At 45.7% G+C, this 19,653-nt stretch carries 16 protein-coding genes; 10 read left to right on the top strand and 6 right to left on the bottom strand.

The window, feature by feature from the left end:
* Position 1 precedes the first annotated feature (1 nt).
* The 6 genes from BUC30_RS10340 (at position 2) to BUC30_RS10315 (ending at position 5,460) form a co-directional block, all read left to right on the top strand.
* Entirely contained in the window at positions 2-640 is a 639-nt protein-coding gene (locus BUC30_RS10340) for a metal ABC transporter ATP-binding protein (RefSeq protein ID WP_073424783.1), read from the top strand.
* A 2-nt stretch (positions 641-642) separates the two neighbouring features.
* Entirely contained in the window at positions 643-1,497 is an 855-nt protein-coding gene (locus tag BUC30_RS10335; RefSeq protein WP_073424782.1) for a metal ABC transporter permease, read from the top strand.
* 72 nt (positions 1,498-1,569) lie between these two features.
* Positions 1,570-1,989: a hypothetical protein gene (locus BUC30_RS10330; protein ID WP_073425015.1), complete on the top strand. Its 420-nt coding sequence runs from the start codon at positions 1,570-1,572 to the stop codon at positions 1,987-1,989.
* A gap of 25 nt (positions 1,990-2,014) precedes the next feature.
* Positions 2,015-2,515: a hypothetical protein gene (locus BUC30_RS10325; RefSeq protein WP_073424781.1), complete on the top strand. Its 501-nt coding sequence runs from the start codon at positions 2,015-2,017 to the stop codon at positions 2,513-2,515.
* Complete coding sequence (locus BUC30_RS10320; protein WP_073425014.1) at positions 2,505-4,478, top strand: TonB-dependent receptor; 1,974 nt, start codon at positions 2,505-2,507, stop codon at positions 4,476-4,478. The genes BUC30_RS10325 and BUC30_RS10320 overlap by 11 nt, the downstream gene beginning before the upstream one ends.
* A gap of 76 nt (positions 4,479-4,554) precedes the next feature.
* Positions 4,555-5,460, top strand: coding sequence for a DUF58 domain-containing protein (locus tag BUC30_RS10315; RefSeq protein ID WP_073424780.1), 906 nt, complete (start codon positions 4,555-4,557; stop codon positions 5,458-5,460).
* 95 nt (positions 5,461-5,555) lie between these two features.
* Here BUC30_RS10315 and BUC30_RS16340 read toward each other — a convergent pair whose 3' ends face one another.
* The 6 genes from BUC30_RS16340 to BUC30_RS10285 all read right to left on the bottom strand — a co-directional run bounded on the left by BUC30_RS16340 (position 5,556) and on the right by BUC30_RS10285 (position 13,476).
* On the bottom strand, positions 5,556-8,147 hold the full coding sequence (locus BUC30_RS16340; RefSeq protein ID WP_083555748.1) for an FISUMP domain-containing protein: 2,592 nt from the start codon (positions 8,145-8,147) through the stop codon (positions 5,556-5,558).
* A complete protein-coding gene (locus BUC30_RS10305; protein ID WP_073424778.1) occupies positions 8,111-8,860 on the bottom strand; it encodes a hypothetical protein in 750 nt (249 codons plus the stop codon). The genes BUC30_RS16340 and BUC30_RS10305 overlap by 37 nt, the downstream gene beginning before the upstream one ends.
* Before the next feature lie 217 nt (positions 8,861-9,077).
* Positions 9,078-11,078, bottom strand: coding sequence for a GTP-binding protein (locus BUC30_RS10300; protein ID WP_073424777.1), 2,001 nt, complete (start codon positions 11,076-11,078; stop codon positions 9,078-9,080).
* A gap of 18 nt (positions 11,079-11,096) precedes the next feature.
* Positions 11,097-12,206 carry a GTP pyrophosphokinase gene (locus BUC30_RS10295; RefSeq protein WP_073424776.1) on the bottom strand — a complete coding sequence of 370 codons (1,110 nt, stop codon included), beginning with the start codon at positions 12,204-12,206 and terminating at the stop codon, positions 11,097-11,099.
* Positions 12,206-12,775 (bottom strand): HD domain-containing protein, encoded by a 570-nt coding sequence (locus BUC30_RS10290; protein ID WP_073424775.1) that lies wholly within the window; start codon positions 12,773-12,775, stop codon positions 12,206-12,208. The genes BUC30_RS10295 and BUC30_RS10290 overlap by 1 nt, the downstream gene beginning before the upstream one ends.
* Positions 12,776-12,777: 2 nt before the next feature.
* Positions 12,778-13,476: an SIMPL domain-containing protein gene (locus BUC30_RS10285; protein ID WP_073424774.1), complete on the bottom strand. Its 699-nt coding sequence runs from the start codon at positions 13,474-13,476 to the stop codon at positions 12,778-12,780.
* A gap of 218 nt (positions 13,477-13,694) precedes the next feature.
* On the opposite strand from BUC30_RS10285, the gene pgi reads away from it, so the two are divergent.
* The 4 genes from pgi to BUC30_RS10265 all read left to right on the top strand — a co-directional run bounded on the left by pgi (position 13,695) and on the right by BUC30_RS10265 (position 19,596).
* A complete protein-coding gene (gene pgi, locus BUC30_RS10280; RefSeq protein WP_073424773.1) occupies positions 13,695-15,359 on the top strand; it encodes a glucose-6-phosphate isomerase in 1,665 nt (554 codons plus the stop codon).
* 452 nt (positions 15,360-15,811) lie between these two features.
* Positions 15,812-16,591, top strand: a complete 780-nt coding sequence (locus tag BUC30_RS10275; protein ID WP_139260828.1) for a hypothetical protein — start codon at positions 15,812-15,814, stop codon at positions 16,589-16,591.
* Positions 16,588-18,750: a fibrobacter succinogenes major paralogous domain-containing protein gene (locus BUC30_RS10270; RefSeq protein ID WP_073424771.1), complete on the top strand. Its 2,163-nt coding sequence runs from the start codon at positions 16,588-16,590 to the stop codon at positions 18,748-18,750. Before BUC30_RS10275 ends, BUC30_RS10270 begins: the two co-directional genes overlap by 4 nt.
* A gap of 9 nt (positions 18,751-18,759) precedes the next feature.
* Complete coding sequence (locus tag BUC30_RS10265; RefSeq protein ID WP_073424770.1) at positions 18,760-19,596, top strand: fibrobacter succinogenes major paralogous domain-containing protein; 837 nt, start codon at positions 18,760-18,762, stop codon at positions 19,594-19,596.
* Positions 19,597-19,653 lie beyond the last annotated feature (57 nt).

Below are 19,653 nucleotides of genomic sequence, written 5' to 3'. Positions count from 1 at the left end.
TATGTTTCTGCTCAAGTGCAACAAATTAACACTGGGATACAACAACAAAGACATTCTTCACAGTTTTGATTACGGGATTCATTCCGGCGAATACCTCTGCATCATAGGCAGAAACGGCTGCGGAAAAACGACGTTTTTGCGCGGCCTCGCCGGAGTTTTACGCCCAAAATCTGGGAAGATCGAACTTTGCGACAATCTCAGGCGAAACCAAATCGGCTACTTGCCTCAAATCACGATAGCGCAAAAAGATTTCCCGGCATCTGTCGAAGAAATCGTCCTTTCGGCATTTCAAGGGAAAAGCCTGTTGTTGCCATTTTATGGGAAAGCCCTCCGCAAACGCGCAAACGAGTGCTTGGAACTCACGCGGACAGAGAATCTGCGGAAAGAAAGTTTCCGCGAACTTTCTGGCGGTCAAAAGCAGCGCGTTCTTTTGGCAAGGGCTTTGTGCGCAGCCGAGCGTTTGTTGCTTTTGGACGAGCCCGTCACAGGACTTGATCCCGAATCATCGCAGAACATGTACAACATCATCAAGGACCTTCACGAAAATAAAAACATGACTATCGTGATGGTCACGCACGACATTGAGGCCGCACGTAACAATGCCACCCGTGTTTTGAATTTTAATGAAATAGTGCAATAATCATGCTTGACAAACTATTCTTCTACCTAGACTTCCCTTTTGTACGCTACGCGATTATTGTCGGAACGCTCATCTCGCTATGTTCCTCGCTTTTGGGCGTCACACTCGTTCTCAAGCGATACTCCTACATTGGCGATGGGCTTTCGCACGTCGCATTCGGAGCGCTCGCGATTGCTGCAGTTCTTAAAGTCACGAACAACATGCTCATCATTTTGCCCGTGACCGTAGCTGTTGCAATTTTACTCCTTTGCGGTAGCAGAAACTCGCGTTCGGGCATACAAATCAAGGGTGATGCAGCCATCGCCATGGTTTCGGCTGGGGCCCTTGCCATAGGCTATTTGCTGATGAACATATTCTCGTCATCGGCAAATGTCGCGGGCGATGTCTGCACAACACTATTCGGCTCCATGTCCATTCTTACTCTCAAGCCGACAGACGTTTACCTTTGCGTAATCCTCTCTGCAATCGTCCTCGTAACATTCATCCTCTTTTACCACAAGATTTTCGCCATCACGTTTGACGAAAATTTTGCACGTGCGACAGGCATAAACGTCAACGCATTCAATCTCCTTATCGCCATCATCATCGCAGCGATTATAGTCCTTGCCATGAATCTCGTTGGCGCGTTACTCGTTTCGGCACTCGTCGTATTCCCTGCACTTTCTGCCATGCGAGTTTTCAAAAGCTTTTTCACGGTGACCGTTGCCGCAGCTGTAATTTCCGTCGTCTGTTCCCTCACCAGTATCATCATTGCCATCCTCGCTGGAACTCCTGTAGGTTCAACGATTGTCGCCGCCGATATTGTCGCATTCCTCATCTGTTATACAACAAGTTTCATCCGCTGCAGGAGAGCTTAACGTCATCCTGAGTCCCGGAACGGAGTCCAGGATAAACTCCGCGAAGGATCCATATTTTTGGGAGATCAAATTTTGCATAAGTTATTTACATTTTTTCTTCTACTCCTTTTCACAACAGCATCATTCGCCAAGGAAAATTCCAGCAATGCCGACATCGACCTCACGCGAATGAGCAGTACCATGGTCTACTCGATGGTCTACCAAATGGTCACCGACCCTCAAAAATACGTCGGCAAGTGCATCAAAATGAAGGGAGCCTTTTCGAGCTATTTCGATGAAGAAGCAAACCAACGTTTTTTCGGTTGTGTTATCAAGGACGCCCTCGCCTGTTGTTCTCAAGGTCTCGCATTTGAGCTAGCCAAGCCACGCAAGTTTCCAAGCGAATACCCATCCGAAGGCACATCCATCACCATCATCGGCACATTTGAATTTGAAAAAATAGAAGACGGCATCGGTTTCCCAATAATCAAAGACGCCAAAATGTTCAGATAAGATTTCACCCATACAAAGGATAAAAATGAAAATCAAACACCTCTCTCTTGCCGCGCTCTGCGCGTTCTTTGCCGCATGCAGCGACAGCAATTCCACCTCCACCGATCAGCACGAGCACTTCGAAGCCGAAGGTTGGAACCTCTATTGGCCCGACTGGAAACTCGCCTACAGTGTTTACCAAGGCAAAGAAGACAAGAGCCTCGAAACGCTCCGTGTCAATGCAAATTGCCTTAGCGAACATTTGACCGTCAAGTTCCTCGATGACGAAAAGAAAGAAGTTTCCGCACCCAAGGACGACGAGCACACACTCGGCTGGAACATTGACGATGAATCTATCCTCGACATCGAAGCATGTGGCAGTTGGGGTTTCCACCTGAAGGGCGTCAAAGAAGGCGAAACAACGCTAACGCTCAAGGTCAAGCACCACGATCACGCCGACGCCCGCACGCCGGAAATCCGCGTCATTGTTGACAAAGCTTTGAAGGCAGAAGATTGCCCATTCCAGGACGATGACGATGATGAATAACACCCTTATTAGGGCTGTCATGGGGAGCCTCCTTTGCGGAGGCTTCCTTCATTTTTCTTTTGCCCAAGAATTTATCCAAGATTTAGGCAATTCAACAGTTATTGCCGAGCAATCTAGCGAAACAATTTTAAACGGACTCCGCGAAGACGAAGTTTTAAAAGACGAAAAGCTCGACCGCAAAATTTCTACAACTATTGCAGAAACCATCAGGAACGAGCCTGATATCGCCATCCGCTCCATGGGCCCCGCCGCCGCACGCCCTGTCATCAAAGGACTTTCCGGCAGTCACGTCACGCTTACCGAAGACGGTTCCTTTTGCGGAGACATGAGTGCAACATCGCCCGATCACGCCGTCGCATCCGAAGTCCTGACCGCACACAAATTGCGCATCACGCGCGGACCACAAATTCTCGCACAATCTTTTGCCACCGCAGGCGGTGTCATTCAAGTCAATCATCAAGACATTCCCTACGATGATTCGCTTTTCCACGGCCACATCGCGAACTACGCAGAAACAGGCCAACCGGGATTCGCTACCGTCATCAGCGCAAACGCAAGCGTTCACGGCGTTTCGCTCAAAGGCGAAGCTTCAGCCCGCAACATGGGCGACATGGAAACATCCAAAGGCACGCTCAAAAACACGGATATCGAAAACAGGAGTATTGCCATCGGCGCTGCCTACAGTCTCGAGCGCTTCAAATTCGGAGCATCCTTCCGCTCGTTCAATTCCGATTACGGCATTCCCGGCGGATTCATCGGTGGTCACCCCAACGGCGTAGACATTGAACTATCCAAACGCGATTTTACTTTGCAAGGACTGTACATTCCCGCAACCCGCCCCGACACACTGAACGTCATCTTCCGTTACAATCAATACCACCACAAGGAATTTGAGACAAAGAAATACGTCGGTGCAGAATTTGCCGTCAATCAAGCAAACTTGCGCATTGAAAAATTCATCGCCAATAGCGGTCCATTTTTCGGTATTCGCCTCGGCACAGAACTCGACAGCCGCTCTGTCGAAATGGGCGGTTACGTCTTTACACCACCGACCAATTCTTACGCCGCATCGCTATTTTCCATCGCTAGCATAAACGGATGGGATGGTTTAGAAATCACCTTATCCGCACGACTGGGCGGAGCATTTTTTAGGCCACGCGAAAGTGTCGTTGCAGACAAAGACGCCATCGAAGACCGCAATTTTGTACTATGGGCTTTCGCTGCCGAATTTTCACAAATCGTCGCCCCCGGGAAATTCCTGACACTTGATGTTTTCCGCACCACGCGCGCCCCGACCATCGAAGAACTCTACAACCAAGGTCCACATCTCGCCGCCTACACTTACGAACGTGGCTATCACAAACTCGAAGCCGAAAGCGGTTACGGAGCAGAACTTGAATTTCGAGATTACGGCGAGCACTTCAACTGGCGAGCATCAACGCACATCACGTGGTTCCTAAATCACTTGGCACCTCGCGCCACCGGTGACACCAACTGGCCCCAGCTTTTGCCGATTTACCAAGTCAGCGGCGACGACGCCCTCCTCATGGGCGCAAACGCATCCATCGAGACTTCTGCAGAGCAGGGATTCTACGCCCAAGCAGGCGCAAGCTACGTTTGTGGTTTTTATCAGAACGAAAACTGGAGTGACATGCCTCAAATCCCGCCGTTCCATTTTCACGCCGAAATGGTCTACATTTGGTCACTCGTCCGTGCAGGCATCAACACGGAATTTGCACTCGCGCAAAACCGCCTAGACCGCTACGAACAACGCACACCCGGCTACGTCACGTTCGGTGCGCTACTGGAATTCCATTGGGCGCTTACGCATACCAATTACAGCATTGTCCTCCGTGGCGATAACTTATTCAATGCCGATGTCCGCAACCATCATTCGCGCCTCAAATCCGTCATGCCCGAGAAAGGACGCAATATAAGCATCCTCGCCAAAGTCGAGATTTAGTGGCAAAGCGGTGGCGATTATGGTCTTTCTCGCGCGATATTTGTATATTCTTTAGCGTAAATAAGAAGATATTACGATGGCCGATAAAGAATTGCTTGATAAAGAAGTTTTAAAGACCGTTAGCCGCATTGAACTTTCTGTGCGCGGCACGCTCGACACCGTGATGACCGGAGCTTACCACAGTTCCTTCAAAGGGAACGGTATGGAATTCAGCGAAGTTCGCGAATACATGCCCGGCGATGACGTTCGCACAATTGACTGGAACGTGACCGCCCGAACCGGCACACCTTACGTCAAAAAGTTCATCGAAGAACGCGAAATGACCATGCTCCTCATGGTCGATGCTTCAAGCAGCTCCGAATTCGGCTCGGGCAAGCAAATGAAAGGCGAAGTCATGGCAACGCTCACGGCTCTCCTCGCGTTTGCCGCCATCAAGAACAACGACAAGGTCGGCCTCCTCATTTACACCGACCAAGTCGAACTTTTCATCCCGCCCGAGAAAGGCCGCAAGCACGTGCTTCGCCTCATCCGCGAAATTCTCTACTTCAAGCCGCAGCACCACGGCACCAATACGCAAGTCGCCTTGGAATATGCCGGCAAGATTTTGAACCGCAAAGCTGTCGTTGTCGTAATGAGTGACTTTTTGGATGAAGGTTTCGAAAACGCATTCAAGATTTTGCGCAAGCGCCATGACGTTCTCGCCGTGTCCGTCGTGGACCCGCGCGAAATGGAGCTCCCGCCCGCAGGCCTCGTAGAACTCGAAGACCCCGAAACCGGCGAAACGCTTTTAATCGACACTGGCGATGCCGCCTTCCGCGAAGCATTCGCCCGCGAAGCCAAACGTCAAGGCAAGGCAACCAAGGAACTCTTCCAGCGCATGTCGATTGACTTTGTCCGCATCGAGACGCACGACGACTTCAAGGAAACGGTTGCCCCGCTCATCGAGCACTTCCGCCGCCGTGCGAAAGCTGCAAGAATGTAGTTCCTTTTTATCCTTTGCACTTTTCACCACGCCAATCCATTGGCGTGTCACTGCTATTGGCAAGAAAAAGTAACCCATATCGAGCACAACAACATTTACAAATCCTTAACACACCGAAGCGACGCTCCAGCACGCTTATTCATTTTAAAACTATAATAGTTTTCTCCAATCACAGCCTTATAGCATTCATTACTACTTCCGCGATTAGGCACAATCTGATCCACTGTAGTCAATATAATTTGCTTATTCAAATCACGGAATTCACAATTCCTTCCAGCAGACCAATACCCCGCTGGGAGAGCATTAAAACCATACAAATCTTCATTCACACCATCGTCCCAAAAATCCACGGACTTCAACCCGACACCCTTCGCCAAATCTCCATTATTGGCATCATCAAATTCCATCAAGATTTCCAATTCATTCATTGTTGGAACATGCCACCCATCAGGGCAAATACCCTGAACAGGCAAACATATATCAAGATATGCATTTTTGTCATTATAGGACGAATCCAAATTCAACGCAGCACTCCATGAATAAAGACGGCCGTACTTTGTACAAGATTCAGCTTCATTATCATAGCACCACGAATTTCCAGCAAGATTCAACGTCGATAAACTATCAGAATAATTTAAATTTTCCGCCATCCATACCTGATTGCCTATGGTTACAACTTTATATTTTCGCCCATCACGTGGGTCTGTAATTGAGCCATCTATTATTTCGACAGGAGACGGTCGAGATGCTAAAACAGAATCTGTGCATCGATACAACTTTTTAGTTTCTTCAATTATATGAATTAACATCGATTCACGAGAAACTTCCCTCACAACATAATTAGAATCTGCATCAAAATCACATATATAAAAATAGCTCACATCAAAAGCATTAAACCCATCATTTCTAAACCGATCTCGCGGAAATTCACAAGGTCCTTGTTTTGCCATATACGCTTTTCTAAACGCATTTATGGCCGTCTTCTTATCAGTCTTTACAAAACTATAAGAGTCCCCTTTTTTCTGGCATCGATAAAGATTAGTTTTATAAGAAACAAATCGCAACTCATCATTGTCTTTACAAGGTTCCTGTTTTCCCCAAAACTCATATTCTTGAGCACGAGTCGAATCAGTCTCTTTAAAAGTGTAAGCCCAAACACCTCTTCTAAGCTCTACACTATCACAAATATAATAGCTAGAATCCGTTTTCACTACACGATAACGGTCACTCTCACGATCACAGGATTTTTCAGAAGCTAAAAATTTATACTCATCATTTATCGGTTGCCAGGATTTTGTCGTACAAACGTACTCTTTACCATGCAATGTATCAATAGTCCATAATTCTCCGACAGAACACACATTTAAGTAATAACTTAATGTATCTTGATTGAATGCGTTCCAAGTCGATCTATACGCATCACATTGATAAACGGTTCCCCTAAACACACCCTTTGTGTGACCACACCCCGAACAACACTTGCCCAAATAATGATTCAGCACAACTTGCTCACTAGATACAGACCAATGGTCTTCATATTGTTCAAGACTCTTATAATATTCTTCGTATCCTATATTTTTTGACTTGAGCATTATACGGTGATCGCAAGTATAATGGACGCTATCAACATCTTCATATACGTAGGCTTCAGCTCCTGAATAACTGCAACTACCAAGTTTCTTTTCGCGTTCCGTCAACAAACGTTTAAATGGCCACAAATTATTATCACAAATAACAGAATCTCCAAAGAACACCGATTTCTCATTTAAAATCGCATAAGCTGACCAATTTGGATCGCATTTTTCTAGACCATATAAATAATCTATCAAACCACTATAAATCTGCCAAGCCATCATTGTACTATTTGGATCACCCCACTTTCGATCCCACAAAAATTTTTTATAAAATCCAAGCCAATTATCTAACAAATTATCGGCAATAGCCACTTTCGTTTCTGCATCATCCCAACTGCCATCAGCAAAATCTTTTCTAAAACTAGAAATCCACTTATCCTGCAATTGCAATGAATCACCTTCCATAAAAATAACAGGCACCATTATATCATCATTTTTATTTTGAATTTTTTCCAATGGTATATTCACAAATGATCCCGATTCAAGCAGAGACAGTTCCTTTTGTATTTCATTCGAAGCAATCGATTTTGCCGCTGCAAAAGGGAAACCTTCTTTTACAAGATTTTTCACCCTGAGCACTTCAAGATGATTAACCAATCGTACAAGAACACTATCCACATTCGAGATATCCGTCAATGTTTCAAAAGAAAAAGACGTTTCCAATTTACCAACAGAAGTCCATATTCCATCTACAGAAATCTTGACATACGGAGACTTATAAGATCTTTTCGGGAAAAAGAATTTATCCCCTTCGATATCCCCCTCTATTTTCGTTCCTTCATTCAAAGAACTATCAAGTTCAGTAACATAAACATTTTTTGCTTTAAAATAATATTCAGAAATACTAATTTTTCCCGATAAAATACGGTTCTGCAGTGGGAAATCTCCATACAAATTATGATTTTTTATCTCTTCATAATCCGTGTCCGCATTTTCATAATACATATCTTCATAATAGCACCCAACAAGTCCAAAAAGGATTATGGCAAGGAACGCAAACACGCTTTTTTTTCGATTCAACAAAAAATACATTTTATATCCCTCTGTTGGCATTCTTCATCACCCTTTTGAACATCCATATCAAACAAAAATTCTTTTTTCTCAATTTTCAAACGAAAATGATACTGTTTTGTAACATCACAATCATAGCCATCTTCTCTAGAATAAAAACTTGTTGATGGGTCCAAAATTTCAAATTCACCCTTGTTCAAAAGCTTTACATCACTATAATCGTCATTACGAACAATCACTTTTTGGGCATTTTTGCAATTAAAATCACGACAACCATAGATTTCAACTAGGATAGAATTTAGGGTTCTACCATTATAATAATCATTAGGATTACCATCAAATACAATACTTAAACTTATCGAAAAGGGTTCATTAGATTTATTCAGCGTTCCCGAAACAAGGACTACATTAGAGAGAGAATCTTCTGACTTCGTTTTTAATTCACTACTAAGAGGCGTATAATTTCTAAAATAATAAGCATCGTATAAATTTTCTTTTTTTATAAACTCAAGTAATGCGGAGTCTGCAGATTTCCATGATGCAGATTTCACCACAACACGATCAATATTATTTTTTACCGTATAATAATCGTACTGAGAACCGCAACCTTCAAGAGAATAGGCTGCCCAAAAACACAATAGCACGCAACAAAAAAGTTTCATATTTAACAAATCCATAGCAATAATGGCTATATAAAAAATATATCTTTTTGAAAAAATATATACGTTTTTCATCGCCGTTATTAAACCGTTCATCCGTCAAATTTGTTCGGGTTCTTGATTTAAACAAATTCTAGTTTCAAAGATTTAAATTCAGAAATACTTTCAAATTCCATTTCAAATAAAAACAAATATTGCTATTAGACTCACACTCTGCGAGCCTAAACTACAACTTTTTTCTTCAGTAACCCTTCTTGGATTCTACATGAAGCAAATATTTTGAACTTTATTACAAGGAATGGAGTAACACTAATTAAACTGTCGCCGGTCTATACCCTAGCAATTTCATGCTATAAAGCGCGGTGCCTTTACTGATGCTGCGAACGCCCGTAGCATAACCGAAAATTTTTCGCAGTGGCACGTCAGCTTTCAAAAAGTGCGTTTTGCCATCGCCTTCGATTTCTTTCACTTTGCCGTCACGCGCCTGGATATCGCCCGTCACAAGGCCCGCAAAATTCACAGGGCATTCGAGCGAAAGTTCCATCACAGGTTCGTACAACTGCACATCCGCAGGTTTCACAAGTTTTGCCACCGCATCAGCACAGCACTTCTTGATCATCGGCGGGAGCGCCCCTTCTGTCCATTCAAAGCGATGGACTTCAAAACGCACACCGACAAGCGGACCCTTCCCGAGCACGCCAACTTCAGTCGATTCCAAAAGTGCCGAGCGCACGCCTGCCAAAATTTCAAGCGGAGCCTTTTCCATAAATTCCGCAGACAAGCGAATGTCATGCGCATCACCTTCTAGCGGAGAAGCCGAAATGCTAATGGACATTTTATGCGGACCAATCTGGAATGTGTTTTCGGCAGGGCCAACTTCACGGCACAAACGTTCTTGCCAGCGCACTTCAGGACTCCCGGCACGCACTTCGCAGCCAAATTCACGCTTGAGGCGGGCAAGCAAAACATCGAGCTGCACCTCGCCCACGGTATGCAAATACCAAAATCCGCCATCGTCCTTTTGCACGCGGAAACTCGGGTCCATTCGCGCAAGCACTGAGAGGCTGCGCTCCACGTGGGCATAATCTTCCGTGCGTACGCATTCCACACGTGTTTGCAACAATGGCAAATAATTTTCGCTGATTGACGGCGCGGCATTCCCATTCAGCGCGGCATTTTCAACAACATTCCCCGCCGCATCTCGCTCCGCGCTCTCGCTGCACATTCCACAACCATCTAACCGAATCACCTGCCCGAGTTCCGTTTCAAACGGCGAGACCATCGCATAAATATCGCCCGAACGGATTTCATCCACCGGCAAAAGCATATTCGCCTTGAGCCTCGAAAATTCAAAACCCGCCGGCCAATCGCGACGCAACAAATCCACGTGACTGCGGAACAGCGAAATTTCGCCCACGCCACGGAAATGTCTCAAGCGCACAACTTGCCCAAGCTCATTTTCACCAAACGTCGGGACTTCCGGCAAAAAGAACGAAAGCGCCGTCACAAGGCTGCGAATGCCAAATCCTTCCAGCGCAGAACCCGCATAGCAAATCACATATTCATCGCTTGCAGCAAGAGCCTTGAGCCCGCGCAAAAGCATCTTCGGCGGTACCGGTTTATTTTCAAGCGCTAGCGACAAAATTTCATCGTCAAAGTTGCTTGCAAATTCCACAGCCTCGTCGTAATACTTTTTTAAAAGCGCACGCTCTTCCGCCGCACCCGCATCCGATTCCCAGCCGTCATCGAGAACTTCCGCACCTGATTCCGAATGCACCAAGCGACTTTGGCTCAGCACATCGAGCATCGCGCACATCTTGCCATTTTTAAACTGCGGCACAGACATGAGCACCGGGCGCACGCCAAGCGTTTCTTCAATGTTGATGAGTGTTTCATCCAGCGAGTAATCGGGATTGTCAAGCTTATTTACAAACAAAATTGTACGCACACGGGATTCGCGCAACTTGCGAAACGATGCAAGCGTCTGCGTTTCAACGCCACTTGCGGCACTTACCACAAGCACTGCGCCTTCCACAGCCGTAAGCGCCATATCAACTTCGGCACCAAAGTCGACATGCCCCGGCGTATCAATAAAATTGAACCATGTATTTTTCCATTCGAAATGCGCCACGCCACTTTCAATCGTGATGCCGCGTTCCTTTTCTTCGGGCATGTAGTCCATCGTGGCTAAGCCATCTTCCACGCGCCCCGGGCGGTGAATCTCGCCCGCCGCGAAAAGGATTCTCTCAGAAAGTGTCGTCTTGCCCGCATCAACGTGGGCGAGAATGGCAATATTTCGAATCGGCTGTTTCATAAGCCCAAAGATACATTTTTACCGGTTCATGAACGAGAGTTTCAGCGCATTCTTGTAGAGTCGATTTGCCCAAGCTTCATGGCTTGCAGATTCACCATAAAGGTCATCCAGAATCGTCCGGATTCCCGCCACACCGCCACCTTTTTTCAAGATGTACACCACAAGCAGGCTAATCACACCCAGCGACGAATTGATAATGTCCAAGTCCGTATTTGCAAGCTGGAACGCCGCCAAGTGGTACGCATCATCAGAATCCTCCTTGATGAGTTTATCCACATCTGCAAGCGTTTCAAAGCGTAAGAACTTCAGCGCCTTCAAAAAAGGCATCATCGACGACTCGTGAATTTCCGCCTGGTTGATTGCCGCAATACGCTGGTTCAACTTATCAAACGGTCGCAGTTTCAGGTAATTCGTAAACGAGTCGCCGTTCAGCGCCACCTCATCAAAGCGCCCTGAATGCACAAGTGACTGCACATGATATCTGTAATTATTGATTTCCGTTCGAATTTTGCAGAACTGTTCATCGACAAGTTCCAACATACCGGCCAAGCGGTTCAAATTGCGCAAATATTCATGCGGAATTTCAAAGCCCGACTTGTAACCCGTATCATGGTCCAGCGTTGCCCACACATGTTGCAATGCCGTACGCATCTGGATTTCAAAACGAATTTCATTGAGCTCAGGGCACTCCGGATCTTCGAACAAAGCTTTCGGAATGGTACATATAAAGTGTAACGAGTTATAGCCAAAGCTATCGAGCTCGTGCATTTTGCGCTTGTCAACGCTATTTTTCCAGTCAATTTCAAACAAGCTCTCGACAAGCGCTGCGATTTTATCCACATCGTCGTTATAGAACGCAATCACGCGGGCACCCAAAATGTCCGTCAAATCAGTCAGAGATTTGTACTTGCCATTTTTACGTTCAAGCTTTTCGGCAAGGCTTGCTTCGGCCTTGATTCGCGCTTCAACAGCAGTCACATAGATGTTATTCTCTGCCACTTTTTTCTTGAGCAAGTCGCAAACAAAATCTCTCAACCGTTCATAAATCGGCATCTTTTCGCGATAATCCTCAAGAATCATCGTTTCAGCAGGATTCAACCCATATTTTTCAACAGAGTCTTCGCTCATTATTTTCTACCGCCAAATATCTTTTCAATCAAGTCCGTAAATTCCGCATACGCAAAAGTTCCTTCAAGTTCTTTCAACGACGCCGCCAATCCGCGATAATGCCACTCGTGTTCCTTTATATCGGTCACGTGGAAAATTTTCCAGAGTTCATCGCCTTTTTGGACAAAATCACGGTAAATAATTCTTGCATTGCTGAGCTTATCGCCAAGCGCCACAATCTTTGCATCGCGACTGGCTCGTGCCAAGCGGTCAATCGCCGCCTGCTTGCGGGAATGCCAAGAATCCGATTCGCTCACGCCTTCCATGAATACGTCCGATTCTTCTTCCACAAGTTTTGCCACGCGCGGCCCAAACTCACGACTGATATCATCCAACGTAACAGACGTATCTTCAACGGTATCGTGCAAAGCCGCAGCCGCCATCAATTCTTGGTCATCCGTCATGGTCGCTACAATTTCCACAGCTTCCATCGGGTGGACAATGTACGGGAACCCTTTCCCGCGGCGACCCGTACCGGCATGCGCCTTGACCGCAAAAACAATAGCCTTGTCGAGAACTGATGTATCCATCCTTAGTCCTCCAAGAAATACTGGACATTGGTCACGACGCGTACGTTCTTAATAAACGGCGTATTTTCATCGCGGTCGCTAATGGAGAACTGGCCCTGCGTTGCCGTCTTGATTTTACCGAGTTTGCTTTCGGAATCCGTCGCAAACTTTTCAGCAGCGGCACGGGCATTCTTGTTCGCTTCGTCAATCATCGTGGGCTTGATCTCGTTCAAGCCATTGAAACTGTAAATTTTACGGTAGCGGTAATCATCACCAGCAAAAGCAATACCTTGTTTTAAAAGGTCGCCTTGCTTGCCCATGATTTCACGAACGCGGTCCACATTCTTCGATGCAACGGTCGTTACCACGGTTGCAATGTAGCGGAACGGGCGGCGGTTATCGCCATAACGTTCACCTTGGGCATCTTCAATTTCTGGAGCAGACCAACTAATTTCAGCAGTATCCACACCATTGTTGCGCAAGAACTTTGCAAGCGTCGCATTCTTCGTCTGCACAGCATCATGAATCAACGAAAGGTCATTACCGACTTCTTTGTACACAATCGGCCAAATCACAAAATCCGCCTTGACCTCGCGCTCCGAGAGCCCACGGACTGACACAACACGGTCGCGATCTTTCGTATGGATCATTGCGCAATAGAGGAACGCGCCAAGCCCGAGAATACCAATAGCCAACAATAAAGCTTCTTTAACTCTAGACATATATTTCTCCTTCGCCGCAAAACACCCACGGCTATAAGTTTAATATACAATCTTGAGTAGTTAGTAGTCACTGGTCAATGGTCATTAATCGTTGGTTTTTACCCAAGACAACAGCATGATTATACATCTAATGACCAAGAACTAATGACTAAAGACCACATTCTAATTTCTATATTTTCCCCCGTAACAAAAACCCGCGTGTGCGGAAAGGATAATCTATGTCTAAACTGACTGATTCTAAGGAATGGAAGGCCCTCGAGGCCCATGCCGAAGTCGCCAAGACTTGGCAGATGAAGGAACTCTTCGCGAAGGACCCGACTCGCGCTGACAAGTTCAGCGCTGAAGCCTGCGGACTCTTCCTCGACTACTCCAAGAACATCATCACCGACGAAACCATGGCTAAGCTCCAGGACCTCCTGAAGTCTGCCAACTTCGAAGACATGCGCGCCAAGTACTTTGCTGGCGAAAAGATTAACACCACCGAAAAGCGCGCCGTGCTCCACACAGCACTTCGCTACAAGGGCAACGATCCGATTTGCGTCGATGGCAAGGATGTCATGCCTGAAGTTCGCGCCGTGCTCAAGCACATGGAAGACTTCACCCACCTCGTCCGTAGCGGCAAGTGGAAAGGCCAGAGCGGCAAGTCCATCAAGTACGTTGTGAACATCGGTATCGGCGGTTCCGACCTCGGTCCGGTGATGGTCACCGAAGCTCTCAAGCCGTATGCAGAAAAGCCGATCGCAGGCGAAACTTCTCCGGAAGTCTACTTTGTTTCTAACATCGACGGCACCCACATGGCCGAAACCCTCAAGAAGGTGAACATCGAAGAAACGCTCTTCATCGTCGCTTCCAAGACGTTCACGACTCTTGAAACCATGACGAACGCCGAAACCGCAAAGGCAGCCGTCCTCAAGGCATTCAACGGCGACAAGTCCGCTATCGCAAAGCACTTCGTCGCTCTCTCCACCAACACCGAAGCTGTTTCTGAATTCGGCATCGACACTGCAAACATGTTCGAATTCTGGAACTGGGTTGGCGGCCGCTATTCTCTGTGGTCTGCAATCGGTCTTTCCATCAGCCTCCGCATCGGCTTCGAAAACTACATGAAGCTCCACCAGGGCGCTTACGAAATGGATCAGCATTTCAAGACCGCTCCGGTCGACAAGAACCTTCCGGTCATCCTCGCCCTCATCGGCGTTTGGTACAACAACTTCTTTGGCGCATCCAGCTACGCCATGCTCCCGTACGACCAGTACCTCCACCGCCTCGCCGCCTACTTCCAGCAGGCAGACATGGAATCCAATGGTAAGACTGTTGATCGCGATTCCAAGCGCGTGAACTACCAGACGGGTCCGATCCTCTGGGGCGAACCGGGTACGAACGGCCAGCACGCCTTCTACCAGCTCATCCACCAGGGCACCAAGATGATTCCGTGCGACTTCATCGCCCCGGCAAACAGCCACAACAAGATTGGCGATCACCACCAGAAGTTGCTCTCCAACTTCTTCGCTCAGCCGGAAGCTTTGATGAACGGCAAGACTCTCGCCCAGGCTCAGGAAGAACTCCGCGCCGCCGGCAAGTCTGAAGAAGAAATCGCATTCCTCGCTCCGCACAAGGTATTCGAAGGCAACAAGCCGACGAACTCCATCATGATGGACTACGTGAGCCCGGAACGCCTTGGCGCTCTCATCGCCATGTACGAACACAAGATCTTCACGCAGGGCGTTATCTGGAACATCAACAGCTACGACCAGTGGGGCGTTGAACTCGGTAAGCAGCTCGCCAAGAAGATCCTTCCGGAACTTGCAAAGGCCGACGCCGAACTCCACCACGACAGCTCCACCAACGGACTGATCAAGTGGTTCAAGGCTCACCAGGCTTAATTAGACGAAAGAAGCGGGGCAAAGCCCCCGCGCAATTTTGTCATCCTAGGCCCTTCGACAAGCTCAGGGTAAACTCCATCGAAGGATCCAGGCATTAGAAAAAGTCGCAGCACTCCGCTGCGGCTTTTTTTTGCATTTTCGCATATATCACACATTGCAAACTTCCATAAACAAGTTGCAAAAATCTGTCATTCTTGTAACTTTTTCTACATTTTCCTTCATGGAAAGCACGGGTAATAGTACACAAACCTCCAGCAGACCTCAATTGTTGGTCATAAACCAATTACCCCCCCCGTTCGTAAAGTTTAATTTACAACAAATTATTTCCCCATTAATTTATAAAAACCTGAAATCAAAATCAGGTCGTTGTAGCGTATTCTCTCTAGTACAAAAGGAGCAAAATGACTAGTCCAAATTTTAAAAGACTCTTTCTACTGGGATCTATAATCATTATGATTACGGCGTCTCAAGGATTCTCTCAAGTAGTAAAATGCGTATTTAGCAGATGCGCTATAAATCCCATACTAGAAACCCCATATTGCGATTACGAATGCGAAGACGGAGTCAACAGATCTGTTCACGGAGTAACAAATCAGCCGAATCAATATGCCTGCAAGGGATCAAAAAAACTTTTCGTATTAAAACCCAATTGCAAAGACGTTCTAGCAAAGGAAAAGGCTGAAAAAGAACGTTCACAAAGAGAAATTGACGCCTGGAAAAAACAGCAGCAACAAGAGAACGAAAAACGAGAAAAGGAACTTCAAAAAGACTCCGACAAATATTCTGCAAAAAATCTTGCAGAACGTCTATTCACAGCGGCAAACCGCTATATCGACATATTGAACGATTACCTTGTAAACGGAGACAAACCAACTATTGAAAATCTAGGCATAACAGCAGACATTCTAAAATCAGCTAACGGCAAAGAAGACGCAGGAATACTCGCTTTAAGGAACCCCAAAAAAGGATATGGAATAGAAATTTACCTTACTGCGCCATTAACTAAAGGTAGTTGTACTCAAAAGATGACAGCAACTCTTGAAGTCACGCTGAAAAAAGGATTCCAAGACATTGTAGAAGATGAATGTGATTTTTGGAACACCTGCAAAAAGAAAGACGGTTTTGAAATAGACAATGTTTCTTGGAATGTTCCTGCAGTTTCAAACTGCGCAACCGACCTAAAAACATTTTTGAATGAAAAAACTCTTGATACAAGGAAAAAACTGAAATGAGAAAATTAGCTTTGTATTTAATTCTTGTAACGGTCATCAGCGAGTTTGCGATGGCTCAAGAGCATGCTGGTTTTAGAAAAGCAATCAACAACGGCGACATCAAAACAGCCATAAGCCTCAAAAAAGCTGGAATCAAAGACATTTACTGTCCAGAGACAATGTCGCCTGCCTCAGCAGTCAAATTATACAGAGAGGAACTGAGAAATAAACCTTACGAAATCATAAGCAATTGTTCAGAAGGATTTCTTGATAAAATCCGTCCTCTATCTTGTGCAAATTACAATAATATTGAATTATGCAAGTATATGCTAATGACAAGTCCTATTGAAAAATGGGAGCCTATGCTTGACCAAATAATTGAAAAAGATGTACACAAACACCCCTCTGTCCACCTCGGAATAGAAATTCACGAAGGTTATTCTAGGCTATACGATAAAATTGATCAAGACCCTTTATATCCACAAAAAACAGCTCTAAGTCAAAAACTAAAGGTAATATCTTTAGGTAACTCGCCAAAATCTCCTGAATGCTACGCTGATGAAAGTTGCTCCGCCAAAAAACTAACAAAAGCTTTTGTCAACAATTCTGAAATTTCCAATATAACAGCATTATTTTTCTGTTCAGCCCACCCCGACATTGATAAAAAAATAGAAGCTGAAAATGGTTTTAACATTCTCAATTGTTCAGAAATTTTGGACACATATTCAAAAAAATGCTCTTCCGCTAACGCCAATGAAACATACACATTAAACGAAGATCCAAGAATTTTTAAATGTGAAAACAAGGACAACATTTGGTCTTGGCAACCCAACGGCATCAAAATCGGGAATACAATCTGGGCAACACAAGATGTAAAAATAAAAGGATCAGGAGCATTAATTGATCCCATTGCCAACTGGTACCGAAATCTAACAGAAACCGCTAAAACCGAAGGAAGAAACAGCGCATTACGAAAGTATCCTATTCCTTGCAGCAAGATAGACAGAGACCCTCTCAGAAAGTCTCTTTGTACCAATAATGCAAATCCATTTTCAAAAGAAATATTTGATTTCTTTCATTATCTCGGATTTGCACACTCTTTTGAACAAGCACAAAACATTTGCCCAGATGGTTGGACGCTCCCCACAGAAGAACAATTTAATGAATTGGCACAAACAACACAATCCGCTTCAACGTTAAATTCAAAATGGAAATTCAATTTACGAAAGTTCAGCTTTAATCAAAAGCACAAATCCTTCCAAAATATGGTTTATTATTGGTTAGCCAATGGAAATATCGGTCGTATAGACGACTACGACAAATATCATCTTGAAAAAGGAATAGATTTTGAAACATACAAGCGTTATGACAACGCCCTAAACAATGCCGCGGCAAACATATCCAATGAAGAAAACGAAATCAAAAAGCTCGAAAAAATCATTGAAGACGAAAAAGAGAAACTTAAAGAGACTAGATTCACAACAAACAACACAATTTTAAAAGCAGAAAACGACATAAGAGAAAGAAAACGCAATATCGAATACACAAACAAAGTAATTAAAGATATTCAAAGAAAAATAAAAGACGACAACGATGAAATAAAATACATGTATTACAACGTTCGTTGCGTACAAGGAGCAAAACCTGCACCAGCCCCCGCTCCCGTCCAAACCCAGTCTGCACCCACACCCGCTCAAGAAGCCCGCACCGCAACAACAAACAATGCTGCAGTCACCACAGCAAGCGCACCCACAACAGCAACGCCAGTATCCACAGCTCCGACAAAAGTTGTTGCTACAGAGCCCGCAGCTTCCACATCTGCCACAGCACAAGCTACAGTAGCAACTGAAGTAACTGTTCCAGCATCCACGGCAACTGTCGAGCCAGAACAAAAGCAGGAGCAAGCAACCGAAGCAGCGGAATCCGCATACAACATTGGAGACCTGTTCAAAAAAGTCAAATGGCAACAAGTCGTCAGTGTAAGCGCAGCTCTCGCCGGAGGCGGACTCGCCTACTACTTCAACAAAAAGGCAAAAGACGCAACAGCCAACCCGCCAGCCAACGCTGCCGAATACCAAAAAGGATACGACGATGCGGGCAAAAACCAAACATACAGAAACATTTCCATCGGGCTAGCCGCCGCAGGTCTAGTCGCATTCGGAATCACATTCATTTTCTAGGAGGTTGACATGAAATACTTATTTGCAATCTCAGCAATTTTACTTTGCGCCTGCACTGACTATCAATCCGACTGGGAAAATAAATGGGGTAGCGCTTTTACTGCCCCAACCGCCGACGTTCCTAACACCCCGACCCCTATATTAATTTGCTATGAAGGCTCCACAACGGCTCTCACAAACAACAACTGCACAACAAACTTCGTTTGTTCCGGCAACAACTGGGTACAAGTCGGCAATCCTGTATGCCAAAATGCAAACACGACTCCGACGCCCATAGTCATCCCCGTTGTAACCTTGGGTACCATGACAGATTCCCGAGACAAGCAACAATACGTCACAACAACCATCGGCAAACAAATATGGATGGCTGAAAACCTCAATTACACAGATCAAAGCACCCTAATGATGAAAAACAGCTGGTGTTACGACAACGCCGAAAAGAATTGTGCCCAATTCGGCAACCACAAGTATGGTCGCCTTTATGCGTGGGATGCAGCGAACAAGGCATGTCCTAAAGGCTGGCACCTTCCCACAAAACAGGAGTTCGACCTGTTGCTTAAATCTGTGGGCGGTGAAGCCATAGCCGGCAACATGCTCAAAACACAAAGTAACGGGTGGCCCGCAGGCGGCGAAGGCATAAACGCTTACGGTTTTTCCGTACTCCCTGCAGGCTACCGATACAACCAAGGCGGTTTTTACTATGTCAACCAAATCGCCAATTTCTGGACCAGCACCGAAGACGCAAGCGGAGGAGCATACCGCGTTTCAATCGATACGCAAACTAACGCCCGCCCCGGTACAGACTTGAAAGGTTACGGATTCTCCGTCCGCTGCCTGAAAAACTAAAAAGCAAAAAGTCGCAGCACTCCGCTGCGGCTTTTTTTTGTATTCAAATTTGCGGGT

Source organism: Fibrobacter sp. UWB7 (assembly GCF_900142945.1).
Lineage (GTDB): Bacteria > Fibrobacterota > Fibrobacteria > Fibrobacterales > Fibrobacteraceae > Fibrobacter.
The sequence above is the reverse complement of the archived record's forward strand: the minus strand, read 5'-3'. Positions and strand labels throughout refer to the sequence as shown.

Coding starts and splice junctions, on each gene's coding strand:
- BUC30_RS10300 (WP_073424777.1), bottom strand. CDS start 11,078: ATGAAACAGCCGATTCGAAATATTGCCATTCTCGCCCACGTTGATGCG.
- BUC30_RS10290 (WP_073424775.1), bottom strand. CDS start 12,775: ATGGATACATCAGTTCTCGACAAGGCTATTGTTTTTGCGGTCAAGGCG.
- BUC30_RS10315 (WP_073424780.1), top strand. CDS start 4,555: ATGGCCGATAAAGAATTGCTTGATAAAGAAGTTTTAAAGACCGTTAGC.
- BUC30_RS10270 (WP_073424771.1), top strand. CDS start 16,588: ATGAGAAAATTAGCTTTGTATTTAATTCTTGTAACGGTCATCAGCGAG.
- BUC30_RS10320 (WP_073425014.1), top strand. CDS start 2,505: ATGATGAATAACACCCTTATTAGGGCTGTCATGGGGAGCCTCCTTTGC.
- pgi (WP_073424773.1), top strand. CDS start 13,695: ATGTCTAAACTGACTGATTCTAAGGAATGGAAGGCCCTCGAGGCCCAT.
- BUC30_RS10325 (WP_073424781.1), top strand. CDS start 2,015: ATGAAAATCAAACACCTCTCTCTTGCCGCGCTCTGCGCGTTCTTTGCC.
- BUC30_RS16340 (WP_083555748.1), bottom strand. CDS start 8,147: ATGCCAACAGAGGGATATAAAATGTATTTTTTGTTGAATCGAAAAAAA.
- BUC30_RS10340 (WP_073424783.1), top strand. CDS start 2: ATGTTTCTGCTCAAGTGCAACAAATTAACACTGGGATACAACAACAAA.
- BUC30_RS10265 (WP_073424770.1), top strand. CDS start 18,760: ATGAAATACTTATTTGCAATCTCAGCAATTTTACTTTGCGCCTGCACT.
- BUC30_RS10335 (WP_073424782.1), top strand. CDS start 643: ATGCTTGACAAACTATTCTTCTACCTAGACTTCCCTTTTGTACGCTAC.
- BUC30_RS10305 (WP_073424778.1), bottom strand. CDS start 8,860: ATGAACGGTTTAATAACGGCGATGAAAAACGTATATATTTTTTCAAAA.
- BUC30_RS10295 (WP_073424776.1), bottom strand. CDS start 12,206: ATGAGCGAAGACTCTGTTGAAAAATATGGGTTGAATCCTGCTGAAACG.
- BUC30_RS10285 (WP_073424774.1), bottom strand. CDS start 13,476: ATGTCTAGAGTTAAAGAAGCTTTATTGTTGGCTATTGGTATTCTCGGG.
- BUC30_RS10275 (WP_139260828.1), top strand. CDS start 15,812: ATGATTACGGCGTCTCAAGGATTCTCTCAAGTAGTAAAATGCGTATTT.